At 64.8% G+C, this 13,463-nt stretch carries 15 protein-coding genes and 1 tRNA gene; 12 read left to right on the forward strand and 4 right to left on the reverse strand.

All coding sequences use genetic code 11. The annotated features are described in order from the left end of the window. Positions 1–21 precede the first annotated feature (21 nt). Together LX88_RS06015 and LX88_RS06020 are read right to left on the reverse strand one after the other, a co-directional pair. Positions 22–738 (reverse strand): HAD family hydrolase, encoded by a 717-nt coding sequence (locus LX88_RS06015; RefSeq protein ID WP_258947620.1) that lies wholly within the window; start codon positions 736–738, stop codon positions 22–24. 2 nt (positions 739–740) lie between these two features. Continuing rightward, entirely contained in the window at positions 741–1,583 is an 843-nt protein-coding gene (locus LX88_RS06020; protein WP_258946796.1) for a GntR family transcriptional regulator, read from the reverse strand. Positions 1,584–1,819: 236 nt separating this feature from the next. On the opposite strand from LX88_RS06020, the gene LX88_RS06025 reads away from it, so the two are divergent. From LX88_RS06025 to LX88_RS06065, 9 genes are all read left to right on the forward strand, one after another. Continuing rightward, positions 1,820–2,296, forward strand: a complete 477-nt coding sequence (locus LX88_RS06025; protein WP_258946797.1) for a hypothetical protein — start codon at positions 1,820–1,822, stop codon at positions 2,294–2,296. Between the two features lie 268 nt (positions 2,297–2,564). Next, positions 2,565–2,837, forward strand: coding sequence for a hypothetical protein (locus tag LX88_RS06030; protein ID WP_258946798.1), 273 nt, complete (start codon positions 2,565–2,567; stop codon positions 2,835–2,837). 2 nt (positions 2,838–2,839) lie between these two features. Then, complete coding sequence (locus tag LX88_RS06035; protein WP_258946799.1) at positions 2,840–3,259, forward strand: hypothetical protein; 420 nt, start codon at positions 2,840–2,842, stop codon at positions 3,257–3,259. 420 nt (positions 3,260–3,679) lie between these two features. Beyond that, positions 3,680–3,886, forward strand: coding sequence for a hypothetical protein (locus tag LX88_RS06040; protein ID WP_258946800.1), 207 nt, complete (start codon positions 3,680–3,682; stop codon positions 3,884–3,886). Positions 3,887–3,990: 104 nt separating this feature from the next. Further along, positions 3,991–5,343: an FtsK/SpoIIIE domain-containing protein gene (locus LX88_RS06045; protein ID WP_308203424.1), complete on the forward strand. Its 1,353-nt coding sequence runs from the start codon at positions 3,991–3,993 to the stop codon at positions 5,341–5,343. Then, positions 5,340–6,950 carry a replication initiator gene (locus LX88_RS06050; RefSeq protein ID WP_258946802.1) on the forward strand — a complete coding sequence of 537 codons (1,611 nt, stop codon included), beginning with the start codon at positions 5,340–5,342 and terminating at the stop codon, positions 6,948–6,950. Before LX88_RS06045 ends, LX88_RS06050 begins: the two co-directional genes overlap by 4 nt. A gap of 18 nt (positions 6,951–6,968) precedes the next feature. Then, positions 6,969–7,148: a helix-turn-helix domain-containing protein gene (locus LX88_RS06055; RefSeq protein WP_090074583.1), complete on the forward strand. Its 180-nt coding sequence runs from the start codon at positions 6,969–6,971 to the stop codon at positions 7,146–7,148. Positions 7,149–7,225: 77 nt separating this feature from the next. Beyond that, positions 7,226–8,425 carry a tyrosine-type recombinase/integrase gene (locus LX88_RS06060; RefSeq protein ID WP_258946803.1) on the forward strand — a complete coding sequence of 400 codons (1,200 nt, stop codon included), beginning with the start codon at positions 7,226–7,228 and terminating at the stop codon, positions 8,423–8,425. 30 nt (positions 8,426–8,455) lie between these two features. Continuing rightward, positions 8,456–9,427: a hypothetical protein gene (locus LX88_RS06065; RefSeq protein ID WP_258946804.1), complete on the forward strand. Its 972-nt coding sequence runs from the start codon at positions 8,456–8,458 to the stop codon at positions 9,425–9,427. 92 nt (positions 9,428–9,519) lie between these two features. Here LX88_RS06065 and LX88_RS06070 read toward each other — a convergent pair. Both LX88_RS06070 and LX88_RS06075 read right to left on the reverse strand, forming a co-directional pair. After that, positions 9,520–9,604: transfer RNA gene (locus LX88_RS06070), tRNA-Ser, on the reverse strand. Between the two features lie 27 nt (positions 9,605–9,631). Beyond that, positions 9,632–10,063 (reverse strand): MarR family winged helix-turn-helix transcriptional regulator, encoded by a 432-nt coding sequence (locus LX88_RS06075; protein WP_258947621.1) that lies wholly within the window; start codon positions 10,061–10,063, stop codon positions 9,632–9,634. A gap of 163 nt (positions 10,064–10,226) precedes the next feature. Here LX88_RS06075 and LX88_RS06080 point away from each other — a divergent pair, with 163 nt between their 5' ends. The 3 genes from LX88_RS06080 to LX88_RS06090 all read left to right on the forward strand — a co-directional run bounded on the left by LX88_RS06080 (position 10,227) and on the right by LX88_RS06090 (position 13,407). Further along, positions 10,227–11,939, forward strand: coding sequence for a bifunctional metallophosphatase/5'-nucleotidase (locus LX88_RS06080; RefSeq protein WP_258946805.1), 1,713 nt, complete (start codon positions 10,227–10,229; stop codon positions 11,937–11,939). A 97-nt stretch (positions 11,940–12,036) separates the two neighbouring features. Then, complete coding sequence (locus tag LX88_RS06085) at positions 12,037–12,603, forward strand: hypothetical protein (RefSeq protein ID WP_258946806.1); 567 nt, start codon at positions 12,037–12,039, stop codon at positions 12,601–12,603. A 54-nt stretch (positions 12,604–12,657) separates the two neighbouring features. Beyond that, positions 12,658–13,407: a hypothetical protein gene (locus LX88_RS06090; RefSeq protein ID WP_258946807.1), complete on the forward strand. Its 750-nt coding sequence runs from the start codon at positions 12,658–12,660 to the stop codon at positions 13,405–13,407. The last annotated feature ends 56 nt before the right edge of the window (positions 13,408–13,463 follow it).

Below are 13,463 nucleotides of genomic sequence, written 5' to 3' on the forward strand. Positions count from 1 at the left end.
GGGTCGTCTGGATCTTTGTTCTTATTCGGTCGCCCCTAATTGGGCTGCGGTTTCTACGTCTAGCATGCTGTGGCAGACTATTTCTGCGCCTGCTTGTACAAGTGTCAGGTCTTTGCCCGGTTTGTTCGCATACCCAATTGTTCGCACTCCTGCGGCTCGGCCGGCGAGCATGTCTGAGGAGGAGTCCCCAATGAAGATGCAGTTCGAGTGGGTGGCCCCGAGCTTCTCGACTGCGTTGAAGACAAGGGTTGGATTAGGCTTCAATTCGTCTGGGTCGAAGCTGGATCTAGAACTTACGAGGGCGATATGCGCTTCCAGGCCGTGTTTGAAGATGTAGGACTCGACGGCTTCCGCAGAGTTGTTGCTCACAATAGAGACTTTCTTCCCCTGCGATGCCCAAGTTGAGATCAGCTTGTGTGCGCCTGGAGTGGGAGAAGCTGTTTCTATTGCTTCAACTTCATGCGCTCGAAGTGCGCTTTCTATGAACTTGGCTTCCCTTTCGCCTAGACGGCTAGCGTACTTGTATATCTCGAAGGGGTCATCGGTGCGCTGCACTTCGATCGGCAGTAGCATTCGAGAGTTGGGCTCAAGAATCTCTCGTAGCTGTTCTGCGACGATGGGCGCTGGAAAGCCGCTGAACACGGAGCAAATAGGTCCATCGAAATCGATTAGCAGGACGTCTGCGGCGACTAGGAAATCGCGAATTTGACGAATTGCTTCATTGGCTCCGAGGTTCATTGTCACCGCTCATAATCCGTAGAGACGGTAGTCCACATCGAGTCGAACCACATGCGTGCCTGCTCGACGTATTGGCTGCCGGTGCTGGTGTCGTCGTCGGTGACGCTGTGGTGAAAGAGGATGGCTTCCTTGCCGACGAGGTCGTAGATCGGCTTGGGTTCGCCGTCGAAGCGGATGACGTGCTCGCGGACTGGGTAAAAGCCGAAGAAGGCTTCCTCGTTGTTGAGCAGGTAGAGCTTGAACAGCGGGGCGGCTCGGTGCACCTTGATCTCGACGGAGACGTCCTTGACTAGGCCGAGGTCTCCGAGTTCCTGGACATTGTCCACGATCGCGAGGGTGTGGCGGCGCATGATCTCGTCCATGCGCTTGCGGAAGCCTGGGCTGTCCTGCAAGTCCTCGACCTGGCACGGGATTGCCCACGGTTGAGACGTGTCCGGGACGAGCATCCGGATGTTGATCGAGGCGGGCGTCAGTCGGCCGATCCGGATCTTGTCCAGAGGCTCCTGCATGACGCCTTGCAGTGTCTCGCCAGAGAAGCCGGCGAAGTCGATGGAGACGCGCTCGGCCTCGAATGCGCGCTCGATGTGTGGGCGGAGTCCTACTGGGCGCTCGGTGCGCTCGCGGACGAAGGCGCCGCTGCCCTGTCGAGAGACGATCAGGCCTTCGTCGCGCAGTTCGCGCAATGCGTTCTGCACTGTCATCGGCGCAACCTCGTACTTCTTCGCCAGCTCGGCGCGCGAAGGCAGCTTGTCGCCGGCCTTGAAGACCTTGGTCAGGATGGCGGCCCGCAGAGCATTCGCTACCTGCACGTACGGCGGGCGCGGGTCGTCCGGGTCCAGTGCCATGACTCCCTCTCGATCTTCGACCTCCACAAGGTTCCTTGTGGAGCTTGCTTGCATGCATGCATGCACAAGACGTGCGTGCATGCATGAACTGATGATAGGGCGACTTGTCTAGCCCGCCTAGGGAGCTAGCTCCCCTGCGAAAACTCAGACTTGCTTGACCTGGCTAGACAACCTAGCTACATTTGAACTTGGCTAGGTCGTACAGACGGCCTAGCAAGGCTAGGGAGGTTGCAGTCATGGCGGTTCCATACGGCACTCGTTTCGAAGCGGCGTTTGACCAGGTCTTTCCGCAGGGCGCGCTGATGGTGGGCGTGGTCGCTCCGGATATGGAGTACATGAGCAACGAAGACAAGGCGCGCGGCAAGCAGGCCAAGCAGAAGGTCGACGAGCGGTCTGGCAAGCGTCAGTGGAAGGTCGTCGTCACCGACCCGTCGGCGGAGAAGGAGCGGGACGCGTCGGTCACGATCACCGTGCTCGCGGACGTCCAGCCCGTCCCGCCTCAGGCCGTGCAGGTCATGCCCGGCGTTGAGGTCCGGCCCGTTGCGTTCGAGGGGTTGACGGTCGAGCCGCGTGTCATGGGGGACCGGTTCAAGTACCAGGGCTTCACGATCCGGGCCACGGGTATCAGCGCGCCTCAGGTCGGGGCTCCGCCCAAGCGTGAGAACAAGCCTGCGGGTCAGCAGGGTCAGACCGATCAGAAGTCGGCGGCCTAACAGTGGCGCGGCCGTCGCGTGAGGCGGTCGCCCGGTGGAACACCGCGTATGCGGAGCAGACGACGGCCCTGTTTGCGGCGTCCCGTACGGGCGACAAGCAGGCACTTCTTCGTCTGGCTCTGGGCTACTCCGCGGTGGCGGAGGCGTGGCGGATCTTGGCCGCTGATCTGGCGGTGCCGCTGTGGGCTCGTCACGCCTGCTCCATCGCCGCTGAGGAGTTCGAGCGTCGCGCGCGGCTTGAACAGTCCCGTTCTGGGGAGGAGTCGTGATGTTGAAGCTCATGATCTCGCCTGGCCCTGCGGCGTCGGCGGACATCGTGGCGTGGCCGGACTCGGCCGCTGCGGAACATTGCCTGCGGCTGAACCTCGATCCGGCGCAGATCGCCATCCACGTGCCGGACGGGCCTGACGGTCGGGAGCAGTTGGCGGCGTTCCTGCGGACGCTGTCGCAGCACGCCGGCCTGTTGGCTGCGGTGCTCGAACCGTCCAAGGGTGCTGGCTGGGTTGGCAACACGCCTGGGCCACTGACTGAGTGGGGTTAGCCATGCTCGACCACCTTCAACTGTCAGACGCGGTGCTCGATGAGTTCGCGGAAGACGTGCAGGTTCAGCTGATGCTGGTGGCCCTGCTCGACGATCCGTGGAGCTTGTGGACCGTGCCGAAGCTTGCCGAGTTTCTTCGGCAACCGCTGTGGACCGTCTACCGGCGGATGGAGCGCTTGCGGCGCTGCGGGTTGGTGCAACGGGTGCCGTTCTGGCCTGAGCAGGAACGGCCTTGGCGGTACTGGGTCTCGCCGGACGGACTGCGGTCGTCTCGGTGGCTGATCCGGGCGAACTTCGAGGTCCTGCACACGATGGCGGTACCGCTCGGGCTGTCGGTGCGCAAGGCGTTGGGATACGGCCCGGTCCTGGACGCCTGCCGGTGTGACTGTGGCCGGTGCTGCTGCGGGCTCCCACACATCTAGCCGCGTTAGGCGGTGGTGCCGGTGAGGCCTCGCCTGCTGGCTCGGTTGATGTACCGCATGAACCTGACCGCGAAGCACCCGGTGACCGGGCGGGTTCGGATGGAGTACCGGAGCTGCTCGCGGTGTCTGGGTGGCGGGTGGTTCCGCAAGACGGAGAAACGGCCGCTCTGCTCCTGGTGCAGGGCGCTTGCGAAGAAGCTCGCTCAGAGCTGATCCACAACTGAACAAACAGCGTTGGTGTGTGTCGCGCGGAAACAGTCCAAAGTCTTGGCGGGCCTTGACTGTTCCCGGCGACGTACACCGACTCGAACGACCCTGAAATCGTTGGGACACAAGGAGATTCGAGTCATGCATAGGGTATCTGCGCGTACCTGGGGTGCGTCAAGTCGACAGGACCGGTTCGCCGCGATGGTGGGCCGCTTGCAGGTCGTCGACACCTACACGGTGATGGTCGACGGCGGTGGGCTGGTCAGTTTCGAACTCACTCAAGCTCAGGCCGAAGGGTTCGAGTGTCTGACGTGCAAGCGCTTGTGCGGCAACGGGTTGAGCGCGTTCAAGCCTGTGGGGTTCATCCCGAGTACTGGCATGGTGTTCCGCTGCGTTTCGTGCCTGGACGGTGCGGCATGAGCGGGACGAAATGGGTCGATCCGGCTCCGTTCGAGGGTGCTCGGCCGCGTTTCCCTTGGTGGATCTGGCTTCCTCGGTGGGCGAAGGTTGTTGCGGCACCGTTCGTGCTGGCGGGGTTCGCCGTGTGGCTCGGCGTCCGCCTGGTGCTCGTCGTGGTGCGGTACCCGGTCGTGGCCGGCCTGGCTGTCGCCGGGCTCGCGGCCTATCGGAAGTTCGGGCTCTCCCCGCTCGTGCTGGCGCTGCTCACGCTCGTTGCTGCACTGCTGATCTGGTTCGGGCTCCACCAGCGGTCGTTTCTGCGGCACTGCTGGTACCGGGCGGTCACTGAGTGGCGGCGGGCCACGGTCTACGTGCCGAAATGGCGCACTGTCATGCGGCTGGCTGATCTCGCCAAGGAACACCGGGGCAAGGAGTACCGGCCTGAGCTGCGGCGCGTCCGGGCTGAGGGCTGGCGGGACAAGGTCCGAGTACGGATGATCCCGGCGCAGTCCCCGGAGCAGTGGGAAGCGCGACGGGACAACCTGGCGCACTCCTTCAACGCTCGGTCCTGCCGGGTGCGGGTACTGAAGCCTCGGCTGCTTGAGCTCGACTTCATCCACGCTGACCCGCTGGCGCGGCCTGTGGCAGTTCCGCCGCTGGGGGAGTCTGAGGACGTCGATCTGAAGAAGCTGGTCGTCGGGAGGACGGAGACCGGTAAGCCGTGGCGGTTGAGGCTGCTCGGCTCTCAGATCCTCGTCGTCGGCGTCCCTGGCGCGGGCAAGGGCTCGGTGCTCTGGTCGATCGTCTGGCAGCTCGCTCCCGCGATTCGCGCCGGCCTGGTTCGGCTCGTCGGCATCGACCCCAAGGGCGGGATGGAACTCGGCCAGTGTCCTGACGCCTTCGACAAAGTCGTCTACGACAACGGGCCGGAAGCCGTTGAACTGCTGGAAGAGATCGCAGCGGAGGTCAAGGCTCGGGCGTCGCGGTACCGGGGCGTTCGTCGTCTCTGGACTCGGAACGCCGGTGAGCCGTTCACGGTCCTGGTGGTCGACGAGCTGGCGGACCTCGTCGCCTACCAGCAGGACAAGCAGCTCCGGGAACGTGCCGGGCGTGCTGTCCAGACGATCAGCTCGCAGGGACGCGCTCCCGGTGTGGCCACCGTCGCCCTGGTGCAGGACCCGCGCAAGGAAGTCGTGAGCTTTCGACACCTGTTCACCACTCGGGTGGCGCTGCGCCTGGACGAGCCGATTCAGGTGGACATGGTCCTGGGCGACGGCGTTCGGCAGCGTGGCGCGGCTGCTCATGAGATCAGCGAGAGCACGCCTGGTGTCGCCTGGCTCAAGGAGGACGGACAGCGCGAACCGGAACGCGCGAGGGCCTTCCACGTCACGGACGCGGACCTGGTCGAGCTGGGCGTCTACTTCGCTCCGGCCACCGTTCACGACTTCCCGGCAAGCAGCGAGCGGAGGGCAGCATGAGCACGAACGTCACTACGTTTCCCGGCGATGTTGCAGGTCAGACCCGCGCGGAACGGATGAGGCAGCCAGCCGCGCTCGACGTCACCAAGGCTGCCGCTGAGCAGCATGGCGTGTGCGTCCGGCCGTTCACGATGGAAGTCGAGGACCACGAGTCCTACGAAGTTCGCTACGTCGCAGTGCCGTGCGGCTCGACCGTAGAGAGCGTCTGTAAGCCCTGTGCCAAGAAGGCCAAGGCCTTGCGGATGGCTCAGTGCCGTGAGGGCTGGCACATGGACGTAGAGCCTGACTTCACCCCGGAACCGCCCACAAAGGACCAGACGGAGCTGCTGGAGTACCGCGCTGACCTCATGAAGGCCTTCAAAGAGGAAGGCAACTCGGCGGAGGCGGACGAGCTGCGGGAGGAGATCCACGGCGTCGACGAAGAACTTCGGCAACTCGGCGTCCGTGGTCGGCTGCCCTCGCCGGATGACCCCGGCAAGCGGCCCGTGAAGCGCTCGACGAAGCGTCGGCAGGATGCGCCGGACCTGCCTCGGCGGCGTGTGGAGAAGCGGACGGTTGGACGGGAGTTCGCGGGAGCCTTCCGTCCCTCGATGTTCGTGACGCTCACCCTCGACACCTACGGCAAGGTGCGCGATGACGGCACGCCGGTCGATCCTGACAGTTACGACTACCGCCGTGCCGCAAGGGATGCGGTCCACTTCGCGTCACTCGTTGACCGGTGGTGGCAGAACCTGCGGCGGGTGGCTGGCTGGGACGTCCAGTACTTCGCCACGGTCGAGCCCCAGAAACGCGCTGCTCCGCACCTGCACGCGGCACTCCGCGGTTCGATCCCTCACGAGGTGATTCGGCTGGTCACAGCCGCTACCTATCACCAGGTGTGGTGGCCAAACCACGACGAACGCGTCTACGTGGACCGGCTGCCGGTCTGGGACTTCGATCTCAAGGCGTTCATCGATCCCGACACCAGAAAGGCCCTGACCACCTGGGAAGACGCGGAGGTCGAGGAACCGGCGCACGTTGCGAAGTTCGGGCAGCAGGTGCACTCCAAGGGCATCCTCGGCGGCTCCGAGGAATCCGGGCGACACATCGGCTACCTGACGAAGTACCTCACGAAGTCCATCGGTGAGGTGGTCGAGCAGGACACCGAGCGCCAACGCCGGCATGCGGACCGCCTGGCCGCCGAGCTGGCCGTCACGCCCTGCTCGGACCGGTGCGCGAACTGGCTCTTCTACGGCGTCCAGCCTCGCGGCGCGAACTCCCGCATGAGCCCAGGACGGTGCAAGGGAAGGGCTCACCGCAGGGCCACGCTCGGGCTGCCTGGGCGGCGCGTTCTGGTGTCCCGCAAGTGGTCGGGGAAGACGCTCGCGGACCACAAGGCCGATCGGAAGCGGTTCGTGGTCCAGGCGCTCAAGGCCGTGGGGATCGAGAAGCCGGAGCAGGACCCGGCACGGCTCGTCTGGCACAAGGTGCGGCCTGGTGATCCGAACCTGCCTCCACGGGCGCATCTGCTCATGCATGCGATCGCTCAACGCGTGACGTGGAAGGCCGAGTACGACCGCGCATTGCTCGCGGCTGGGCCTCCAGATCTTTCGGCAACTGCGGCCTGATCAACCAAGGGGGAAGACATGAACGACATCGCGTATCGCGTTGAGGAAGTTGCTCGGGCCCTTCGGGTGGGGCGGACGAAGGTGTTCGACTTGATCAGGGCCGGTGAGCTGGTGTCGGTCAAGATCGGCGGGAGTCGTCGGGTTCCGGCCTCGTCGGTGCAGGCGTACCTGTCTCGGCTGATCGCGGAGGCTGCGTGATGGCCGGGGGCAAGCGGTCCAACGGTGAGGGCTCGGTCTACCAGCGCAAGGACGGGCTGTGGGTCGGTGCGGCCTACGTGCTCACCACAACCGGGCATCGCAAGCGCGTCACTGTTTCGGCAACTACTGAGTCGGAGGCCTGGAAGAAGCTCCGGAAGAAGATCGCGGACTCGGATGCCGGCATCCCGGTAGCTGCGGAGACGTGGACGCTGGAGAGCTATCTCAAGTACTGGCTGTCCACTGTGGCCGCGACGAAGAGGCCTCGGACGGTCGAGGGGTACAGCGTGGTCGTGCGGCGGCACCTGGTGCCCAACCTCGGGACGAAGAAGCTCCATCGGTTGTCGGCGCAGGACGTCCGGACGTTCATCACGCGGCTTCGGAACGACTGCCGGTGCTGCGCGGAGAAGATCGACGCCAACCGGCCGAAGGATGCCCGGCGTTGCTGTGCCAAGGGGAAGTGCTGCAAGACGGTTCTTTCCGACCGGACCATTCAGCAGATCCACGCTGTTCTGAGGAATGCGCTGGCGCACGCAATGCGGGAGGAGGTCGTGCCGCGCAACGTCGCCAGGCTCGTTCAGGTCAGGTCACCTCGGTATGACGTGAACCGAGGCCTGGACGCCGATCAAGCAAAGGCGCTACTCAAGGCTGCGGAAAACGATCGGCTGAAGGCGCTGTACGTCCTGGCGCTCTACCTCGGAATGCGGCGCGGCGAGTTGCTCGGCCTTCGATGGAAAGACATCGACTGGGACAAGTGGGACGAGCCGTGCGCCGAACACGCGGATGACTTCTGTGAGGACTGCGCGGGGCAGCACTTCCCGACGTTGCAGATCCGTCAGACGCTTCAGCGGGTCGGTACGAAGCTCGTGTTCGTCCCGCCGAAGACGGATCGGTCAGAGCGGGTCATGCCGTTGCCGCTGCTTGTCGCCTGGGCACTCGTCGATCACTGGGACCTCCAGGACGACGAAGCGGAAGAGGCCGGCGACAGGTGGGAGGAGTCACGGTTGATCTTCACCACGGTCAACGGCGGGCCGATCGATCCGACCTACCTCCGGTCGAGCTGGTACCCGATCCGGAAGCGCGCAGGCCTGGACAACGTGCGCTTCCACGACATCCGGCATTCGTGCGTGACGCTGCTGCTCAGGCTCGGCGTACCGCCGCACATCGTCCGGGACATCGTCGGCCACTCGAACATCGATGTAACGATGACGATCTACGCGTCGGTATCTCTGGAAGACAAGCGTGAAGCACTTCGAAAACTTGCGACCTCACTCCACTAGGAAGCATGCAGACCACTACCGAGGGGTAACGTGACCAGGCTTTTTGAGTCAACCTCCGCATTCGAGCGCGAATATAAATCTTTGTTTGATTTCATTGGTGCAAGCACCTCAGCGATCTGGACGATGCGATGGCAAGTGCATGGATACGTGGCCGCGCATCCAAATGCTGGAGACGATGCGCTAGCGGGCTACTTCCTTAGTGCTCCTAATGTCGGAAAGTTCGATTTCGGATATTTCAGGGCAGAAGAGTGGTCGACGCAAGAGCAGGCGATCGCCCGCATGGGGATTATCAACGTCATCGCCCTATATGAAAGGTGGGCAGAAGGGATCGACTGCTTGACCACGCGAAAAGCGAGTGGTCGAAGCAGCCTGACAGGCCTCGGATCGCTGTGCATGGGGAACTCGGCTACATCCGATCCCGACTATAGCTATGGTGTTTCGCAGATTCACGATTCTCTTGACAAGAACCGATCCGACTTGATGCTCAAGGCATTTTCGAGCAAAGTGCGTTCCAGTCGGCTTCATGCGGGATCAGAGCTTCGCAAGGTGCTGGTCGCCTACCGTGCCTTCAAGGAGCTTCGTAACGGATTCATGCATCGCAGCGAGCTTCCTGATCCCAGTCTTATCAATCGCTTTAATCAGCTTGATCAAGATAGCGTTGGCTTGACTTATGCGCGCAATAGGGGGCCGCATTTTCCTGTTGTGCAAGAAGGGGTGAAACCGAAGCTAGAATTGAAGCACGCATACTTCGCGTGTCATGTTATTAAGACTCTAGTGCAAACTTTTGATTCCGAGCTTGCTTTGACCTCCTACGGAGCGGAGGAGCTTCTGCGCAAGGTGCGATCGGTTGAAGTAAAAAGGTTCCAAACTCCGCGTTCCGTGGACTCACTCGCAGCATCGGTCGGCCGCTACATCATTCGATTCGGCCTTCCTGAGCCGGTCGACTCCAGAGCTCTGCTGAAGCTGCTGCAAGACGCAAAGGCGATCCAGGTCGACGCGTAGGGCGCAGCTCGACTATGTGCGTTGCTACACCCGTTGCTACACCAGAGGGGGTGTGACCAGCCTGAACGGCCGGTCACACCCCCTCTGAACTGCGGAAGCGGAGGGATTTGAACCCCCGGACGGTTGCCCGTCTCCCGCTTTCAAGGCGGGTGCATTCGGCCGCTCTGCCACGCTTCCACGACGCCAGGAGCGTCGACGCGAAGCCTAGCCGTTCGACTCCCGCAGGTGTGTCATGACCCGGTCGAACACCTTGGCCAGCACCTCGCCCTCCTCGGGCGTGAGCAGGTCGACGATGTGCTCGCGCACGCCACGCAGGTGCGTCGGTGCGGCCGAGACGAGCTGCGTCATGCCCTTGGCGGTCAGTTCGGCCAGCACGCCGCGGCCGTCCTCCGTGCACTCGCGGCGGGACACGAGGCCGGCCTTCTCCATGCGCGCGACCTGGTGTGAGACGCGCGACTTCGAGGAGGCGACGTCGTCGGCGAGCTGGGTCATCCGCATGCGCTGGTTGGGTTGTTCGGACAGGCGCACCAGGATTTCGTAGTCCGCCAGTGACACTCCGTGGGTGTCCTGGAGCTCTCGGTGCAGGCGGTCCATGAGCATGGAGGAACCGTTCACGTAGGTGCGCCATGCGCGCATCTCGCCCTCGTCGAGCCAGTGCGGCTCCTGCTCACTTGGTGTCACGCGAACAAGACTAAGCCTGACGATGACGATCCAGTCGTCCCTCTGGAAAACGTGGCGTGCGGAAGGCAGACTCCTCCGCCGTACACGCGCGTTAACCAAGCCTTGAAAGGCTCCATCCATGAGTTCGTTCAGACGGCTTTCCGTTCTGGCGATCACCGCCGCCGCGGCCACTGTCATCAGCGCTACCGGGCCTGCTCAGGCCGACGTCCAGTCCCTGCGCGGCCGGGGCACGGTTGACGTGCGCCTGATCGGCATCAACGACCTGCACGGCAACCTCGAGCCGCCGACCGGGTCGTCCGGGCGCGTCATCCTGCCGGACGGCACGACCGTCGACGCCGGTGGCGCCGCGTTCAACGCGACGCACATCAAGAACCTCCAGAAGGAGGTCAGGAACTCCGTCGTCGTCGGGCAGGGCGACCTGATCGGCGGGTCACCGCTCGTGTCCGCGCTGTTCCACGACGAGCCGACGATCGAGGTGCTCAACGAGGTCGGCATGGACGCGACCGCGGCGGGCAACCACGAGTTCGACGAGGGCTACAAGGAGCTCCTGCGCATCCAGCGTGGCGGGTGCCACCCGGTGGACGGCTGCCAGTTCCGCGACGAGTACAAGGGTGCGAAGTTCCCGATCCTCGGCGCGAACGTCACGCACGCGAAGTCCGGACTGCCGGCTCTTCCGCCGTTCTGGGTGGAGATCCGCGACGGGATGCCGATCGGCTTCATCGGCATGCCGCTCAAGGACGTGCCGATCCTGGTCGACCCGAACGGCATCAAGGACATCAAGTTCGGTGACGAGGTCAAGGCTGCCAACAAGTACGCCAACCTCCTCGACGCGATCGGCGTGAAGTCGATCGTGCTGCTCGTGCACCAGGGCGACCAGGTGACGTCGACCGGTGGCGGGCCCAACGCGTGCAACGTCTCGCCGGAGAACCCCGGCAGCTACATCGCCACCAACGTCAGTCCGAAGATCGACGCCGTCTTCTCCGGCCACAGCCACCAGCACTACAACTGCGTGGTCAAGGACCCGGCCGGCAACCCGCGCCCGTTCATCGAGGGCCTGGCCTTCGGTCGCGAGCTCAGCGTCGTCGACCTGAAGATCGACCGCCGGACGCGCGACGTCGTCCGCGCCGAGACGAAGGCCGACAACAAGATCGTCACGCGCACGGTCACGCCGGACCCGGTGATCCAGTCCGTGATCGACCTGGCCAAGACGAAGTCGGGCCCGATCGCGAACCGGCCGATCGGCTCCATCGGCGCGGACATCGTCCGGGCCGCGGCCCCCTCCGGTGACTCGCCGCTGGGCAACCTGATCGCCGACTCCCAGCTGGAGGCCACCAAGGGCAACGGTGCCGTCCTCGCGTTGATGAACCCCGGTGGCGTGCGCACCGACCTCACCTACGCGCCGAAGGGCACCGAGGGCGCTGGTGTGGTGACGTACGACGAGGCGTTCAACGTTCAGCCGTTCAGCAACATCCTGCAGACGGTCACGCTGACCGGCGCGCAGCTCAAGACCGCGCTGGAGCAGCAGTTCGTCGTGGGCAAGACCACGATCCTGCAGCCCTCGACCGGCTTCACCTACAGCTGGTCGCTGACCGCGCCGATCGGCTCGAAGATCTCCGGCATCACGCTCAACGGAACCCCTGTCGACCCGAACGCGAGCTACCGCGTGACGATCAACAGCTTCCTGCAGGGCGGTGGTGACGGTTTCGCCGAGTTCACCAAGGGCACCGAGATCACCGGTGGTGGCATCGACCTCGACGGGTTCGCCGCGTACCTCTCGGCGCACCCGAACCAGCAGCCGCCGGCGACCGGCCGGATCACGCAGCTGCCGTAGCCGCAGATCGCAGTGGAAGGCCATCTCGGCGACGGAAGTCGCCGGGATGGCCTTTTTCGTGTGACGCGTTGCTCCATTTGATCTAGGGTGAGGGCCGATGTCCTGGTTGCGTCGGTCGCTGCTGCTCGCCGGTCTGGTGACCGGTGCCTGGCTGCTGGGCGGCGCAGGTGAGGCGAGCGCCGACGTCCGGGTCGAGATCGACCAGCTCAGGGTCGAGGTGAGGCTCCCCGTCGCCGACATCGGCCTCGAGATCGAGACCACACCACCGCGGCAGCCCGACGCACTCGTCCCGCCGAAGCCGGCACCGCGCACCGAGCCTTCCGAAGCCGCACCCGTGGTGCCGCAGACCCCGGCAGCGCAAGCACCCGCGCAGGCCGAACCGCCCCAGCGGCGGCACACGGCGCCGGAACCGCCGCCGTCGACGACGCGACCCACGAACCCCGCGCCCGTCCCGGAACAGCCGCAACCGCAGGCCGAGCAGCCGACCTCCGGCACGCTCCCGCAGAGCGGCGCGGGGGCGTCGGCAGGCAGCACCCAGATCCCGGCGAGCACGTTGCCGCACGCGATGTGGCCACCCACCACCACAGCGTCTCTCGTCAGCACCGAACAGCAGGATGTGCCGCACAGCGTGCGCGCGGAGGAGCCGGCGTTCTCTCCCGACTGATCCACAAGTGCCGCACGCAGCACAGGGATCCGTCACTTTCCAGGGAGAACAGCCATGCGCAAGAACCTCAACCGCACCATGTCCGCAGCCCTCCTGACCGGCGGCCTGATCGTCGCGACCGCGGGCTGGGCCCAGGCCGTCCCCGTGCCGCTCGACGTCGACGAGGAGGTCCGCGTCGGGACGCTCGTCAGCGTCCCGGTCAAGGTCTGCGGCAACGCGATCAACGTGCTGGGCGACAGCGACGCCACGTGCGAGGAGAAGCCCGCCGCGCGCACCCAGGCAGACAAGGCGCTCGTCTCCGCGCCCGTCACGGTCTGCGGCAACTCGGTCGGCGTCGCCGGTGGCGGCACCGGCAGCTGCGGCCAGACGAAGCCCGAGGAGCCCAACGGCACCGTCGAGGCCCCCGTGACCGTGTGCGGCACCGCCGCGGGCGTGCTCGGCACCGCTAGCGGCGACTGCGGCAAGACCGAGACCCCCGAGCAGCCGGAGCAGCCGGAGCAGCCGGGCGAGAACCCGGAGCAGCCCGGTGAGAACCCCGGCGAGAACCCGGGCAACCAGAACCCCGGCAACGGCAACCCCGGCGGCGGCGACAACGGCGACGACAACTCCGGCAGCGGCACCACGGGCGACGACTCCGGCGCCGGCACCCCGCAGACCGGTGACAAGGCCTCGCAGCGTGCCTCCGTCATTCCGAACCTGTCGAAGACCGGTGCGGACCCGCTCGAGTTCCTGCTGGCCGGTCTCGGCCTCATGACCGCGGGCGTGATGGCCCGCCGCGGAGCGCGCCGCACCACCAAGGCCTGATCATTTCCTGATCTTTTCCCCAATCGCCCGGTGAGAGATTCTCTCGCCGGGCGATT

Origin of the sequence: Lentzea californiensis (genome assembly GCF_024648825.1) — a bacterium.
Taxonomy (GTDB): Bacteria; Actinomycetota; Actinomycetes; order Mycobacteriales; family Pseudonocardiaceae; genus Lentzea; species Lentzea californiensis.